Here is a 13,433-nt window from a genome sequence, read left to right as displayed (position 1 = left end):
TTACCAAAGCGAGGTGCTTTATTGAAAACATCGCGTTCCTACTGGGGAGCGTTAGCGCTAGGTGTCGTTAGCGCCCTGGGCAGCAATGCCATTATGGCTCACCCCCATGGCTGGATAGATCTTAGCGTTCGGGTAATTACTGACGACGAAGGGGTGGCGACGGGGCTACACCAAACGTGGCAGATGGATCCTTTTTATAGTTTGGTGGTGTTTGAAGAGCTTCAGCATGTATCAGGCGCTAGCTTAGAAGAGGGGCTCGATCAGCTGGGTAGTGACATCCGCGACAACCTCTCTCAGCAGCACTATTTCACCGAAATTCGCATCGACGGGCGCCCCCAGGCGTTAGGCGATGTGACCGAGTACACAGCTCTGGAGCGCAACAGCCGCTTAACGTTTATGTTTGTTTTACCGTTGGCGTCACCTCAACCGCTGACAGGCCGAACACTGGAGTATCAAGTGTTTGACCCAACTTACTATATCGAAGTAGTGCATGAAGAAGAGGGGGGAAGCCCTTCAGAGCAGGCGCTGATTCATAACGGCGAACCAGATTGCTCGCTCAGTATTATACCCGCCAACCCCGATCCTGAGCTGGTCATGCAAGCAGCGTTGCTAGATGTAGATGAGCAGGGGGAACCCGGGCTTGGTCGTCATTTTGCTGAAACTGGACGTGTTAAATGCCTCTAGCGGCATACACTGAAGGTCGTGTATAAAGTGTTACTTTATAACTTTTAGGTGGAGGGATAATGCCTTTAACGCGGCAACAACTGGCATGGGGAGCGCTCGTCGTTCTAGGCGCGGCGTTGCTGGTGTTTACTGTGCAAGCGAATGTGCAGGGGGTAAGTTATCAGCTCTTGGCTTGGCAGCGAGATTTACACCGCACGTTAACGCTATCGATTACCGAATTGTCTCGCACGCCCTCCACTGAGACGTGGCTGACACTACTCGGTGTAAGTTTCGCATACGGTGTTTTTCACGCCGCGGGACCTGGACATGGGAAAGCGGTGTTGGCGACTTACTTGGCCTCTCACGGCGGTGCTACCCGCCGGGCGCTGGGGCTATCCTTTGCAGCATCGCTGCTGCAGGGGGTGACAGCTATCGCGATGGTAGCGGTGCTAGTACACGGACTTGGTTGGGTTACTCGACAAGCCATGGGCAGCGTGGTCTGGGTGGAGCAGGCGAGCTTCATGTTGGTGGCGTTGTTAGGGATATGGCTATGTTGGCGGGCGGTTAAGCAGCTGCGGCAAGCCTATGGCCAGCACCAGGATGTTGAACACAGCCACAGCCACAGCCACAGCCACAGCCACAGCCATCAGCACGATGGCCACCATACTCATTGCTGTGGTGGTGCCCATCATATTGAGCCTCAGCAGGCGCTTGATTGGCGCACTGCGCTAATGACAGTAGGCGCCATTGGGATGCGCCCGTGTACAGGGGCGGTATTAATGGTCGGAGCTGCCAGCTTGTTAGGGCAGTTCTATGTAGGCGTTGCATCCGTCATTGCGATGTCGATAGGTACAGGGATAACGGTCTCGCTACTTGCCTTAGCGAGTATCGTGGCGAGAGGGTGGGCAACGAAACGCCTCCAAAAACAGCGTAGCCAACACATTGTTGAAAAAGTCGCTGGTTGGGTAGCGTTAATGGGAGGCGCTGTGATCATTGCCCTGGGCGTATCGCTGGCCTTGGCCGGTGCCGCTCAGCCTGCCGGCGACCCGTTACTTAACGCACCGTCGCCTAGGCAGGGCCCAGCGGTGTTTGGGGAGTAGCTGATTATTGTGAATAGCTGCGTATTGTGAATCGCAATAAAAGGCTAGAGCGTTAGCCCCTCGATTTGAGCAAGTAACTGGGCACGTCGCTCACCTTGTCGGGTTAAATCGTAAGGCTTGGGAGTGCCATTACCCCACACCGGCGCAGGCCAGCTAGCATCATCTTGGTAACGTGCTACCACGTGGATATGCAGTTGGCTGACTACGTTGCCGAGTGTGGCAATATTAATCTTATCGGCATGAAAGGCTTCTTTCATCGTGGCGCCCAGCGCGGCTGCTTCACGCCAAAGCTGCGCTTGATCATCCTGGTTGAGCTCAAAGACTTCGCTAACCGAGGCAACTTTGGGCACTAACACCACCCAGGGATAGCGGGCATCGTTCATCATTAGCGCACTGCATAACGGTAGATCACAAAGCGGGAACGTGTCTGCTTCTAGCCGTGGGTCAAGTTCAAACGTTTTCAAGTCAGTACTCCTTTACATGATGAGGATTAGCATAGCAGGTACTGATTCGGCTCGCCCTGGCTAAGAATATGCCAAAACAGGCGGAATTATAAAAATCTGTTACGCTGAAAGCACTCCCATACGGAAAGGCTTCCGTAGGAGCTTCCCGATGCTGAATGACTTGTTAAGGAGAACAGTGATGAAAAAACTATTGGCTGCCAGCTTTATTTTACTGATGACTGCGGGTGCTTTAGCGGGCTGCAATACGATTTCTGGTGCAGGACAAGACGTCCAAGAGGGAGGAAAAGCTGTTCAGGACGCAGCGAGTTAATATTTTTTTATAGCGTATGCTTCTTGGCGTGAATGAATGGGTTAGGCATAGTTGCCTAACCCGTTTTGCATATTGGGGTAACCATTGGCCAAACAAGGAAACGTTTCAATGAATGACGTAATACGTGGCGCAAAAAAAGGCGTGTGCAGTCTCTCTGTGGTACTGGCATCTGTCTTGCTAGTGGCATGTGCTGGCGCACCTGACGATATTTCTGCTCCTGCGCCGCCTACCGTTGGGCAGGGGGCGGCCTCTGCTGAGACTGTGTGTGATGCAGAGGCCATTCAGCACGCTATTGGCACCTCTTTTGATGAAGCTAGCGTGCCGACACTACAAAGCGAAAGTGGTGCCCGGCAGGTGCGTGTGCTCAGGCCTAACAGCGCCGCGACCATGGATTACCGAGAAGATCGCCTAAATATCCTGCTAGAAAGCAACGACATGATTGAAGCGCTGCGCTGCGGCTAACGTAGAATTAATATGACACAGGCGGCGGTTAGCAGTCCCATGGTGATATTAAACAAACGCCATGCTCCATCACTTTTAATCCACTGTCCTATGGCGCTGCCAAAGGCAACCCATAGGGCTATGCATGGCAGGGCTACCATCTCTGCAAAACCCGCTAGCACCAGCGCGTTAACGACTGGCTGACCACTTTCAGGTAGAAATCCCGCCATTAATGCCAGCCCCATCACCCATGCCTTGGGGTTGGCAAACTGAAACATCGCCGCTTGCCAGAAGGTCAGCGGCACCCCGTGTTGGGTTGTGTTGAGATTTGGCGGTGGTGCGGAGGCAATCTTCCAGGCGAGATACAGCAAATAAGCGCTACCCACCCAGCGTAGTGCTATCTGTACCATTGGGAAGCGCTCAAACAGTACGCCAAGCCCCAGGGCAATGCCTGAAAACAGTAGAAAACAGCCACCTAAAATACCCCACATATGAGGCATGGTTCTGCGAAAACCAAAATTCGCTCCAGAGGCGGTCAACATAATGTTGTTTGGCCCAGGCGTCAGTGTCATCGACATCATATAAAGTGCCACAGGCCCAAGCAGTAACCATTCGTTGCTCATTTTTTGTATCCATACAATTTTGTGGTTGGGTTGTTTTTTGGTCGCTTTTGTAAGCATAATGGCCGTCAAATCTACGTCAAAGGTTTTATTGTCACCATGACAATTTGGGTGCCTTCACTTGAGAGCTTCTCTGGGCCACGCTACCGTGCCATTGCCCAGTCCATTGGCGCTGCCATTTCGACAGGTGAGCTTGCCCCGGGAGAGCGTTTGCCGCCGCAGCGTCGCTTAGCGGATGCGTTAGGAGTAACCGTAGGCACTGTTACTCGTGGGTATGCTGAGGCTGAGCATCACGGCTGGGTTAATGCACGGGTAGGAAGTGGCACCTACGTTAGGCAGCATGCGCCACGAACGGTTTTTGACATGGCGTGGAACCCAAGTGATAACAGCGATATCATCGACTTAAGCCTAAGCTTGCCGCCGCCTCATCCGCTTCGTCAGCAGGCATTTAGTGACGCGTTGAGCGTGATAAGCAGCTCTCCTGCAGCCTTGACACGTGGAGTCTCCTATCTGGATGCCAGAGGGAGCGAAGGTCACCGTGAGAGCTTGGCGAGATGGCTAGAGCAACTGGGTATGACATTGAGAGCGGATGAGCTGTTGATTACCCAGGGAGGCCAGCATGGTATTAGTCTGGTACTCAGTACGCTGCTGCGCCCTGGTGAGCTAATCGCCGCTGATACTTTGACGTATCCTGGCGCGATAAGCGCCGCCCAACAAGCACACCTGAAGATGGTAGGCATTGCCTTTGATGAAGAGGGCATGTGCATGGATGCGCTGGAAGCGCAGTGTGCTCGCCAGCCACCAAGACTAATTTATGTGACGCCTGATCAGAATAACCCTACTGGGGTTTGCCTTAGCGAGGAGCGGCGTGAACGGTTAGTATCGCTTGCTCGGCGCTATGATATTTGGTTGCTTGAAGACGGTGTGCAGTATTTGCCTGTTGAGCAACGCGGCACTCCGCTTTACCAGCTAGCACCAGAGCGTACGCTGTTTGTCTTCAGCACAACAAAGGTATTGGCGGGCGGGTTGCGCATAGGAGTCCTTCGCTCACCTGACGTACTGCTTGAGCGCCTTGCAGCAGGACTAAGAGCACAGAGCTGGATGGTGCCGCCACTGATGGTCGATATTGCCTGCCATTGGGTTGCACAGCCAGCAGCAGGCTCTTTACTTGCGTGGCAAACCGATGAGCTTGCTGTGCGGCAGCAACTAACCACACAGGCACTCTTTGGTTATACCTTGAGTGGGCGGCCTAAAAGTAGCAACGTTTGGCTATCATTACCTGAAGGGGCTCGCGCCATAGAACTGTGTGAACGCCTACAGCAGCAAGGGGTTAAAGTCTCTAGTGCTGAGCCTTTTTGCGTGGGCAGTGCGCCTGCGCCTCAGGCAATCAGGATTTGTATTGGTGCTGCTGCTGACAGGCAAATGTTAAACCAGGCACTGACGGTGATTAAGCAATGTCTTGCTCAGCCACCGCTGGCCACCGTTACCGTATAACAGGGCTGTTAATAACCAAGCTACTCATAGCGGCCTTTCCACCGTTGCTGGCGTACCTGGTCTTTCAGCATTTCGAGAATATCGTAGAGCACCTGCTCAGTTACATGGGCACTGGTTTCATCAACGGCTAGCCAGCTATCGAAGCCGCTTTCCGCTGTACGCTCGATGAGTTGGCGAAATTCCGTTGAATGGATACCTTGGGCCAGCTCATCCACCAAGCGCTGGGCAACCCCACTAAGCGATGCTTGCATGGCGTTGGAGGCCGTTTGTCCCATAGGTAAGCGGTGCAGCTTTTGAATTTCTGGGCTCTCTTTCAGTGTCCGGCTCACCAAGTCATCAATGGCCGCCATGATAGCGATACGGTTCTGTTGGTAGGCTTGGCCCACCGTCGCTTCCAGCCGTTGGGATATTTCGTGAATTAGTTGGGCTTTACGGGGCATGAGAACACGGTCAATGACCCGTTCAGTAAGCGAGTCGCTGGCGACGACCTGCTGCTGTACATTGCCAAGCAGGCGCAGTGCAATGCGATCCGAAAGCTCTTCCAACAATATGTCGTAATACTTGGCAAAAAAGCGGTAGCTAGACCACTTAGTCACATCAATTAAGCGCAGTCGATGCAACCGGTTTAACAGTGACACCACGCGTAGAACGCGCAATAAGCGGAACCCGCCAAGCGGAATGCAGCCAAGTACGTCGTACCAGTGCACAAACGGGTAGAAAAACCAGCGGTGATAGCGCCGTTCGGCAATCGCCACCGCCCAGCTCAACAGTACATCCGCTATGAAGATACCGACAAAAAACAAATCGATGGTGATAAAACGGCTGTGAATCACGGTGTCGTAAGCGTCGTGAAAGCCGGGGGTGATGCTGGCAATGGCTTGGTTAATCGGTTCAATCAGAAACAGCGAGTCAAATAGCAGCAGACTTAGGTTAATGACCACCGCCGCCAGAATAAAAAAATCCCAGCCGATATGCGCATACTCAACGGATTTGGGTAGGTGTGGGTAGCGCTCCCTGGCGGGCATGTGTGCTCCTTGCTTGGCGGTGTAGCTTAGCGTTAAGAGTGCTGCTGGTGGTGATTAAGGTGGGCGAGCTGCTCTTCTTGCTCGGCCTGCTTACGCAGCTTTTTGCGTAGCGCGGCTTTTTCAAACCTTAGTTTCTGCAGCGAGGTTTCCAGCGCCAGCGGTGGCACGATGGCTGGTTTGCCATCGGCATCAACGGCCACCATGGTGAGATAGCAGCTGTTGGTGTGACGAATCAGCTTTTCACGAATGTCTTCGGCCACTACCTTAACCCCGATTTCCATGGAAGAGCGTCCCACATGGTTAACGCTGGCTAAAAACGTTACCAACTCGCCGACGTGGATTGGCTGTTTAAAAAGTACCTGATCGACGGAAAGTGTGACGACATAGTGGCCTGAATAGCGGCTTGCGCAGGCGTAGGCCACCTCGTCGAGCTTTTTAAGAATAGCACCGCCGTGCACTTTGCCACTGAAATTGGCCATGTCGGGTGTCATTAAAACCGTCATGGAGAGTTCATGCTGGCCGGGCAGGGCGCTGTGTTCAGCGAGAGTGTCTGACATGGATAAAACCTTTAGGGCTCAAAAATCCCGCCCAGAGGGCGGGAGCTAGACAGTCGGTTAGAACCATACTAAGCCAACAGAAATAATAATGCCGGTGATAAACAGCTGAATCAGGCAGAAGCCCATAATGTCTTTCGCCTTCAAACCGGCGATCGCCAGCACAGGCAATGCCCAGAAAGGCTGCAGTAGATTCGTCCAAGCGTCGCCCCAGGCAACGGCCATGGCCACGCGCGAAATATCAGCACCCAGCGCCTCTGCGGCAGGTAGCATGACGGGCGCCTGAACGGCCCATTGACCACCGCCGGAAGGAACGAACAGATTCACAATGCCTGCGCTGAGGAATGACCAGAACGGCAGGGAGGTGGCTGTGGCAAATGAGACTAACCACTCGGACATACTCTGGGCCAGACCCGACTGCACCATAATGGCCATAATGCCTGCGTAGAAGGGGAACTGAATAACAATTCCCGCGCCGCCTTTAATGGCCTCATTTAAGCTGTTTAGCAGGTTGCGCGGTGTGCGGTGTAGCACAATGGCTAGGAATAGAAATAGAAAGTTAACCACGTTCAGGTTTAAGCCACCGCTACGGAGTAGAAAGTGGTCGAGCAGAAACAGTAGCCCTGGAACACCCACCAGCAGGGCTAGCGGCACGCTATTTTCGAGCTTTTCTGCAGGGCGGGTAATGCGGCCTTGCTGCTCAGGCTCATCGTTTAACAGTTTGGCATCCACATACACGCTGTCTTTTTCGTCCGGTAGCATCAAGCGGTTAACCAGCGGTACAGCTACAAACAGACAGACAACAATGGCTAGATTAAAGAACGCGAAAATTGTCGAACCGGTGCTAATAACCCCGATCTGATCGGCAGAGAAGTGGCCTTCAGTGGCAATGGTGAGCGGAATTGAGCCTGCGAGACCACCATGCCACACCACAAAGCCAGAGTAAGCGCTGGCAACCAGTAGTCGGTAATCTACCCGTATTAGGCGGGCGAGCTCCTTGGCAAATAGTGCACCGACAACTAGGCCAAACCCCCAGTTAATCCAGCTGGCGGCGAGCGAAACGAGTGTGACCAGGATAATCGCACCGCCAGGGCTTTTCGCCGTGCTGGCGAGTTTTTGCAGAAGACGTTTTACCGGTGGTGAGCTTGCCAGCATAAAGCCCGTGACCAATACCAGTAGCATTTGCATCGAAAAGGTAAGTAGCCCCCAAAAGCCATCGCCCCACATGCGTAGTACGGCCAGCGGCGTTTGGCGCTCAACGGCGATGGCAGCCACGGAAGCAATTAACGTGAGGAGCAGAACAAAGATATAGGGGTCTGGCAAATAGCGCTCGACCAGCTTTACGGCTGGTTTTGAGATGAGTTTTAGCATGAGTGATCTCTTTATTCGTTATAAGGAAATACGGCGCTAATATACGGCGGTACACTGTGCTTTTCATCTATCGTCAGTGGGCTTGTTAGGGGCGCCATTTTCACGTTAGCGTAATTGGCATCAATCCAACGTGATGAACTTCAACGGTGTGGTCGCCAGTGGGCTTGGCGATAGTGATAATAGTAGGCAATCAGTACGGTAGAGCGCGTGAGTGTAAAGAGCGTGAAGGCTAGCCACAACCCGTGATTGCCAAGCCCTTGGAACAGCCACCAAGCGGGTAAGTAAACCGCTAAACCGATAAAGATACTGTTGCGCATTTCGCGTACGGCGGTGGTGCCGATAAAAACGCCATCAAGTAAATAGCTCCACACTGCAATAAGCGGCATTATTACCATCCAGGGCAGGTAGCTCGCGGCGGTGGCACGAACGTCAGTCAGCCCTGTCAGCAGAGCAATCAGATAGTTACCACCTAACGCAAACACAACCGCTGCAGCGGCAGCTGTCCAGAATGAGAATGCTGCGGCTGCTCTTACTGTGGCGGCAAACTCTTGCCAGTCCCGTCGTCCATAAGCACGGCCTACCAGTGATTCCGCTGCGTGGGCGAAGCCATCGAGTGCGTAACTGGTGAGCATGATGAACTGAAGCAATACGGCGTTGGCGGCTAATACGGTGTCGCCCTGGCGTGCCCCTTGAGCGGTAAAAAAGGCCATGGCAAACAGCAGCCCCAACGTGCGAACAAACAAGTTGGCGTTGACATTAAACAGTGCTGAGTAGGCTGATAGCACCAAAAGCCGCTGCCGTTGAAAGTAGCCTTCCAGATGGCCAAGCTGGCGCAGAACTAAATAGCCGCCAAAAGCGAGTGCGCTGTAGTCGGCAATCACGCTGGCCAGGGCGACGCCGCCACTGGTCATCCCTAGCCCCACCACAAACCAAAGGTCGAGCACGATATTGACACTATTGGTTAGCACTAAAATCATCAGCGTAACGCGGGCGTTTTGTTGGCCCAAAAACCAGCCAAGGATAGCGTAGTTCGCCAGCACCGCAGGAGCCGACCAGAGCCGTATTTCGGCATACTCACGTGCCAGCGGTGTCGCTGCTTCGCTGCCATCTAGCAGCCATAGGCCGAGGGAAATCAGCGGCGAGCCAAACACAATCAGCAGCGTGCCGATAACGCCGGCCATGATGAGTGACTGCCCTAACAAGTTGCGTACATCGCTATCTGCTTCGCGCCCAATCGCCTGGGCCACTAGGCCGGTGGTGCCCATGCGTAGAAAGCCAAACCCCCAGTAGAGAAAGCTAAACAGCGTCGCGCCGAGGGTTACAGCCGCCAGATAGCGAGAGTCGGGTAGATGCCCGACTACGGCGGTATCGACAAGCCCTAGTAAGGGAACTGTGATATTCGAAAGAATAATTGGCCAAGCAAGGGTCCAAATACGCACGTCGCAGAGGCCCTAAGCTGCAGTAATAATGCGGTACTTCTCCATGAGTTTCTCGTGAGTTTCGGGACGCTCTGGGTCGAGGGGAATACAGTCAACGGGGCACACTTGCTGGCACTGGGGCTCATCAAAGTGACCGACACACTCCGTGCATAAATTGGGGTCAATAACGTAAATCTCATCGCCTGGGGAGATGGCGTCATTGGGGCATTCAGGTTCGCAGACGTCGCAGTTAATGCATTCGTCGGTGATCATCAGGGCCATGGACATACCTCACGAATGGCTTTTCGCCCAGGTTTTAATACCCGAGCGTTTTACTCAACAATATGGTTAGGTAGTGTAGTGCTTATGCAGTGCCTCTGCGACCTGCGGATGAACAAGCGGAGAGATATCGCCCCCCAGCTTGGCGATTTCGCGCACAATGGTCGACGAAATATAAGAGTTTTCCACCGCTGGCGTCAGAAACACACTCTCAAGCTCAGGGTTTTGCGCGCGATTCATATTGGCTAGCTGCAGCTCGTACTCAAAATCCGAGACGGCCCGCAGACCGCGCAAAATAATCGTCGCCCCTTGTTCATGCATCATGGTGGTCAACAGCGTTGAAAAGCCGATGACCTCTACGTTGGGTAGCGAAGCACACACTTTTTGGGCCAGTGTGATGCGCGTTTCTAATTCAAGACTAGGCCGCTTGCCGGGGCTGGCAGCAACCGCAATGACCACCTTATCGAACATCCGCGCCCCGCGTTCGATCAAGTCAAAGTGACCGTTGGTAATAGGATCAAAAGTGCCTGGGTAGACGGCAATATTCACGCGATGGTTGTTCACGTTGGCGCCTCCTCCTCATCAAGCTGACCAAATGGGTTATCCGCTGTGAGCGAAACGGCGTGCTCATAGCCAGGGATATGAATGCGGTCGGCATGAATCTCAAGCTCTGGGCCTTCCAACACCGCTTCACCAAATTGATAGCGGGGGGTGTAGCGGCCACGATCAGCATCAGCTAGATAAGCCGCAGCATTTGCGCGAACGGCCTCCCGTCGTGTTTTCCAAGCGGTAATGGCAGCGCTACCGTGCCGTTGGGTGAGCAAGCGCTCGGTCACGTGTGGAGAGAGCACAACGCCGGTGGCGTTATTACCGCCAAAGCCTTTGGCGTTAATAAAGGCAGCATCGGCATTAAACGCTTGTGGCGCAGTAGAGAAGCATAGACGCTCGGCGTAAACATCGTGGGCGACCGCATCCAGCGTCGGAATACCGGGCAGTAACCCATGGGCAAAGCTACCTAACGCGCTAACCAGTTGGTCGCCAGCCGCGGAACCTTGGGAGTGGCCGATAAACGCTTTAATGGCAACCACTGGCCAGTTATCAATGCCGTTTGCTCGGGCAATTTCATCGAAAACATGGGATTCAGTGGTGCGGTTTTTGGGCGTGCTAGTGCCATGGGCATGCAGGAAAGTACGCTCTTTGAGCGCTTTTTCGCCCAGCATATCTTTTACTAAGGCGGCTGCTTTCCCTAGGGTGATGTAGTTGCCAATGCCGGGTGCAGAAATAGAACGCTTAAAGCCATCGGCATTAACAAACACATCAGGCACCGCGCCTAAAATGTCGGCACCTAGCTCAAGCGCTAATGTGTCGTCCATTAGCAGCACGAACTGGCTGGCTTCTGCCATGGTGAAGCCGCAATTGCGCGCAAACGGGCGACAGGCGCGCTGGTAGTCGGCGTCGGTGAGCAGCTCAAGGGCATCCAGGGCTTTCAGGCTGGCGTCATCTGCCAGTGCGCCCATAGCGCGAAAGCCTTCGATGATTTCTGGAGTGATCGGCGCATCTGCCGTGCCCACCATAACGACTCGGCAGCGGCCCGCGCGAATATCATCAATACCTAAACGTAGGTTGTATAGGAAGCTGGCACAGGCACCCAGCGCCGCGCCGGTGCTGCCCACGCTGCCTAGCACATAGGCATTGAGAAAGTCGGCAGGCATTTGCCCATAACCCAGCGGCATCTGTTTAGACGAGGCGCGCTGACCGCTGACTAGGCTTTTTAACAACCCCCCCCAGCCTTGGTCATCCAACTGACCTATGGAGTTGCCTGCATAAACGGCAATATGGTCAGGATCTAGCCGCTGGCGAATTGATTCCCAGGCAAGTCCGCTAGCACCAAGGCAGTCACTGGCCGCAAATACGGCCATGGACAGACCGCGTGGATGGTGCACGCTACGGTAAAGGCTTGCAGGATCAAAGCCGCTGGGTAACTGAGCAGCTGCACGTACCTTCGGCTCTAAGGCGTCAGGCAGCAGAGCACTAAAGATGCCTGCAGGCACAGTGACCGCTACTTCTTTGGCGTCAATGTTTTCCACCTGCCACCCTTCAGGCAACCATTCAGGCAACTGCCGTCGTCGCAATGTAAAACGTAGCGGTTCGGCTAGCTCCATGTTGGCCTGCCGGTTCGCAGGGAGACCAGGCGAGAGAAATCGCGGATCTTCATTGCGACGAATCAGCGTGTGGTTAAGCACCTGACTACGCAACGTTTGTGCAGGGGAGTCAATGGGCTGGCCTGCGCTATCATGCCACCCGTTATCGGAATGCTCGGCAAGGCGCATAAGCGCCGCCAAGCCTTCAAGTGTTTGGCGCTGCTGGTCAGCAGGAAGTGCATCAAGCACGGTGCGGCGGAAGGCCTGATGGCCCGAGGTTCTGCCGGCGGGATTGATGCCGCCCATGCCGACAATCACCGGTAAGTGTGACAAGCCGGGTTCCTCGTGGTGCGGTGGTTTTTAATAACAGTTATTGTCAGGCGCATAGCAAAAAAGAGCTGCTCACCTGAGCTTAATAATATACTCGGACATGATCATAGCACCGGGCGTGCAACGGCGTCATGCCGCGTGCGCGTGAGACTGTTAGAATCATGCTTTTTTTAAGCAGGGGATGGCATGCAGCATACATCAAGACCCGTGGTTTCCAATCAGCCAGGCCCGCATCAAGATGTGGCCCGTCGGGTAGCGCGTGCTTTGGAAAACCCACTGCGAAAGCCAATCGCTGCGCATACGCAACAGGCTTTTGAATACGCGCATAGGTGGCTTCACAAGCAGCAAGCGCCATTAATTCTCGATGCCGGCTGTGGTGTGGGTCTTTCGACACGTCGTTTAGCCGCACAGTTTCCTGGGCACGTCGTGATTGGCGTTGATCGTAGTGAGGATAGGCTGGGGCGTGACCATGGTGAGCTGCCTGCTAACGCGTTGCTGGTGCGAGCTGACCTGGTGGATTTTTGGCGTTTAGCCGAGCAGGCTGGTTGGGCTCCCGAGCGACACTACTTACTTTACCCCAATCCTTACCCAAAGGCCGCGCATTTAAAAATGCGCTGGCATGGGCATCCGGTTTTCCCCACACTGCTAGCGTTGGGCGGGTGTTTGGAAGTGCGCTCCAACTGGCAGCTGTATGTTGAAGAGTTTGCTCTTGCCACGGCTCTGGTAACGGGGAAGCAGGCAGCGGTTGCACCGCTGACCCCGAATGGCAGTTATTTAACGCCGTTTGAAGCAAAGTATGACCAAAGTGGTCAAGTACTTTGGCAGTTACAAGTTGCGCTGGAGCGGACATGACCTTTGTGTACTTGGTGCTAGCGATTATTGCCGAGGTTATTGCGACGAGTGCCCTAAAAGCCTCAATGGGGTTTACACGACCTATCCCGAGCATTGTGGTAGTGATTGGCTATGGTGTGGCGTTTTACCTGTTGAGCTTAGTGTTAAAGACGCTGCCTGTCGGTATCGCTTACGCCATTTGGGCGGGCTTGGGCATTGTATTGGTAACCTTGGTAGGCATTGCGGTCTTTGGTGAGAGGCCGGATGTACCGGCGGTGATTGGGATAGGACTCATTGTGGCTGGGGTCGTTATGCTGCAAGTCTTTTCAAAAATGAACGTGCATTGAGGTAAACAAGCGTGACGTGCTCATATAGTAAGTGCCTGAACAGTA

At 53.9% G+C, this 13,433-nt stretch carries 16 protein-coding genes; 7 read left to right on the top strand and 9 right to left on the bottom strand.

The genetic code is table 11. The features are described from left to right. Window positions 1–21: 21 nt before the first annotated feature. Together HZS79_RS15385 and HZS79_RS15380 are read left to right on the top strand one after the other, a co-directional pair. The gene (locus HZS79_RS15385; protein WP_202932406.1) at window positions 22–684 is read left to right on the top strand and encodes a DUF1007 family protein; all 663 of its coding nucleotides are present in this window, start codon (window positions 22–24) and stop codon (window positions 682–684) included. A 59-nt stretch (window positions 685–743) separates the two neighbouring features. Continuing rightward, window positions 744–1,763 (top strand): nickel/cobalt transporter, encoded by a 1,020-nt coding sequence (locus tag HZS79_RS15380; protein WP_179928308.1) that lies wholly within the window; start codon window positions 744–746, stop codon window positions 1,761–1,763. A gap of 44 nt (window positions 1,764–1,807) precedes the next feature. Here the strand turns inward: HZS79_RS15380 and HZS79_RS15375 are convergent, their stop codons facing one another. After that, window positions 1,808–2,227, bottom strand: coding sequence for an HIT domain-containing protein (locus HZS79_RS15375; protein WP_162218986.1), 420 nt, complete (start codon window positions 2,225–2,227; stop codon window positions 1,808–1,810). A gap of 178 nt (window positions 2,228–2,405) precedes the next feature. Here HZS79_RS15375 and HZS79_RS15370 point away from each other — a divergent pair, with 178 nt between their 5' ends. Next, a complete protein-coding gene (locus tag HZS79_RS15370; RefSeq protein ID WP_009724875.1) occupies window positions 2,406–2,537 on the top strand; it encodes an entericidin A/B family lipoprotein in 132 nt (43 codons plus the stop codon). Window positions 2,538–2,645: 108 nt separating this feature from the next. Then, window positions 2,646–2,999, top strand: a complete 354-nt coding sequence (locus HZS79_RS15365; RefSeq protein ID WP_179928307.1) for an I78 family peptidase inhibitor — start codon at window positions 2,646–2,648, stop codon at window positions 2,997–2,999. Here HZS79_RS15365 and HZS79_RS15360 read toward each other — a convergent pair. Then, a complete protein-coding gene (locus tag HZS79_RS15360) occupies window positions 2,996–3,601 on the bottom strand; it encodes a LysE family translocator (RefSeq protein WP_179928306.1) in 606 nt (201 codons plus the stop codon). The genes HZS79_RS15365 and HZS79_RS15360 overlap by 4 nt on opposite strands. A gap of 96 nt (window positions 3,602–3,697) precedes the next feature. On the opposite strand from HZS79_RS15360, the gene HZS79_RS15355 reads away from it, so the two are divergent. Further along, complete coding sequence (locus HZS79_RS15355; RefSeq protein WP_179928305.1) at window positions 3,698–5,092, top strand: aminotransferase-like domain-containing protein; 1,395 nt, start codon at window positions 3,698–3,700, stop codon at window positions 5,090–5,092. 20 nt (window positions 5,093–5,112) lie between these two features. Here the strand turns inward: HZS79_RS15355 and HZS79_RS15350 are convergent, their stop codons facing one another. The 7 genes from HZS79_RS15350 to HZS79_RS15320 form a co-directional block, all read right to left on the bottom strand. Continuing rightward, window positions 5,113–6,117: an ion transporter gene (locus HZS79_RS15350; protein WP_162218982.1), complete on the bottom strand. Its 1,005-nt coding sequence runs from the start codon at window positions 6,115–6,117 to the stop codon at window positions 5,113–5,115. Window positions 6,118–6,149: 32 nt separating this feature from the next. After that, window positions 6,150–6,674: an acyl-CoA thioesterase gene (locus HZS79_RS15345; protein WP_162218981.1), complete on the bottom strand. Its 525-nt coding sequence runs from the start codon at window positions 6,672–6,674 to the stop codon at window positions 6,150–6,152. A gap of 57 nt (window positions 6,675–6,731) precedes the next feature. After that, complete coding sequence (locus tag HZS79_RS15340) at window positions 6,732–8,042, bottom strand: short-chain fatty acid transporter (protein WP_179928304.1); 1,311 nt, start codon at window positions 8,040–8,042, stop codon at window positions 6,732–6,734. Between the two features lie 140 nt (window positions 8,043–8,182). Next, window positions 8,183–9,481: an MATE family efflux transporter gene (locus HZS79_RS15335; protein WP_162218979.1), complete on the bottom strand. Its 1,299-nt coding sequence runs from the start codon at window positions 9,479–9,481 to the stop codon at window positions 8,183–8,185. A 12-nt stretch (window positions 9,482–9,493) separates the two neighbouring features. Then, window positions 9,494–9,742, bottom strand: coding sequence for a YfhL family 4Fe-4S dicluster ferredoxin (locus HZS79_RS15330; RefSeq protein ID WP_126942239.1), 249 nt, complete (start codon window positions 9,740–9,742; stop codon window positions 9,494–9,496). Between the two features lie 66 nt (window positions 9,743–9,808). Next, on the bottom strand, window positions 9,809–10,288 hold the full coding sequence (coaD, locus tag HZS79_RS15325) for a pantetheine-phosphate adenylyltransferase (protein WP_371829577.1): 480 nt from the start codon (window positions 10,286–10,288) through the stop codon (window positions 9,809–9,811). An 11-nt stretch (window positions 10,289–10,299) separates the two neighbouring features. Then, window positions 10,300–12,186 carry a beta-ketoacyl synthase gene (locus HZS79_RS15320; protein WP_162219013.1) on the bottom strand — a complete coding sequence of 629 codons (1,887 nt, stop codon included), beginning with the start codon at window positions 12,184–12,186 and terminating at the stop codon, window positions 10,300–10,302. 210 nt (window positions 12,187–12,396) lie between these two features. On the opposite strand from HZS79_RS15320, the gene trmB reads away from it, so the two are divergent. Together trmB and HZS79_RS15310 are read left to right on the top strand one after the other, a co-directional pair. After that, complete coding sequence (gene trmB, locus HZS79_RS15315; protein ID WP_179928303.1) at window positions 12,397–13,062, top strand: tRNA (guanine(46)-N(7))-methyltransferase TrmB; 666 nt, start codon at window positions 12,397–12,399, stop codon at window positions 13,060–13,062. Continuing rightward, complete coding sequence (locus HZS79_RS15310) at window positions 13,059–13,388, top strand: DMT family transporter (protein ID WP_162218976.1); 330 nt, start codon at window positions 13,059–13,061, stop codon at window positions 13,386–13,388. Before trmB ends, HZS79_RS15310 begins: the two co-directional genes overlap by 4 nt. Window positions 13,389–13,433: the final 45 nt, after the last annotated feature.

This window comes from Vreelandella zhaodongensis (assembly GCF_013415115.1).
Classification (GTDB): Bacteria; Pseudomonadota; Gammaproteobacteria; order Pseudomonadales; family Halomonadaceae; genus Vreelandella; species Vreelandella zhaodongensis.
Note: the sequence above shows the minus strand (reverse complement) of the source record. Positions and strands in the feature narration are given on the sequence as shown.

What these genes read in the sequence shown, in the direction of transcription:
- HZS79_RS15320 (WP_162219013.1), bottom strand. Translation starts at nt 12,186, where the DNA reads ATGGGCGGCATCAATCCCGCCGGCAGAACCTCGGGCCATCAGGCCTTC.
- HZS79_RS15310 (WP_162218976.1), top strand. Translation starts at nt 13,059, where the DNA reads ATGACCTTTGTGTACTTGGTGCTAGCGATTATTGCCGAGGTTATTGCG.
- HZS79_RS15355 (WP_179928305.1), top strand. Translation starts at nt 3,698, where the DNA reads ATGACAATTTGGGTGCCTTCACTTGAGAGCTTCTCTGGGCCACGCTAC.
- HZS79_RS15370 (WP_009724875.1), top strand. Translation starts at nt 2,406, where the DNA reads ATGAAAAAACTATTGGCTGCCAGCTTTATTTTACTGATGACTGCGGGT.
- HZS79_RS15380 (WP_179928308.1), top strand. Translation starts at nt 744, where the DNA reads ATGCCTTTAACGCGGCAACAACTGGCATGGGGAGCGCTCGTCGTTCTA.
- HZS79_RS15350 (WP_162218982.1), bottom strand. Translation starts at nt 6,117, where the DNA reads ATGCCCGCCAGGGAGCGCTACCCACACCTACCCAAATCCGTTGAGTAT.
- HZS79_RS15330 (WP_126942239.1), bottom strand. Translation starts at nt 9,742, where the DNA reads ATGGCCCTGATGATCACCGACGAATGCATTAACTGCGACGTCTGCGAA.
- HZS79_RS15340 (WP_179928304.1), bottom strand. Translation starts at nt 8,042, where the DNA reads ATGCTAAAACTCATCTCAAAACCAGCCGTAAAGCTGGTCGAGCGCTAT.
- HZS79_RS15365 (WP_179928307.1), top strand. Translation starts at nt 2,646, where the DNA reads ATGAATGACGTAATACGTGGCGCAAAAAAAGGCGTGTGCAGTCTCTCT.
- HZS79_RS15360 (WP_179928306.1), bottom strand. Translation starts at nt 3,601, where the DNA reads ATGAGCAACGAATGGTTACTGCTTGGGCCTGTGGCACTTTATATGATG.
- HZS79_RS15345 (WP_162218981.1), bottom strand. Translation starts at nt 6,674, where the DNA reads ATGTCAGACACTCTCGCTGAACACAGCGCCCTGCCCGGCCAGCATGAA.
- trmB (WP_179928303.1), top strand. Translation starts at nt 12,397, where the DNA reads ATGCAGCATACATCAAGACCCGTGGTTTCCAATCAGCCAGGCCCGCAT.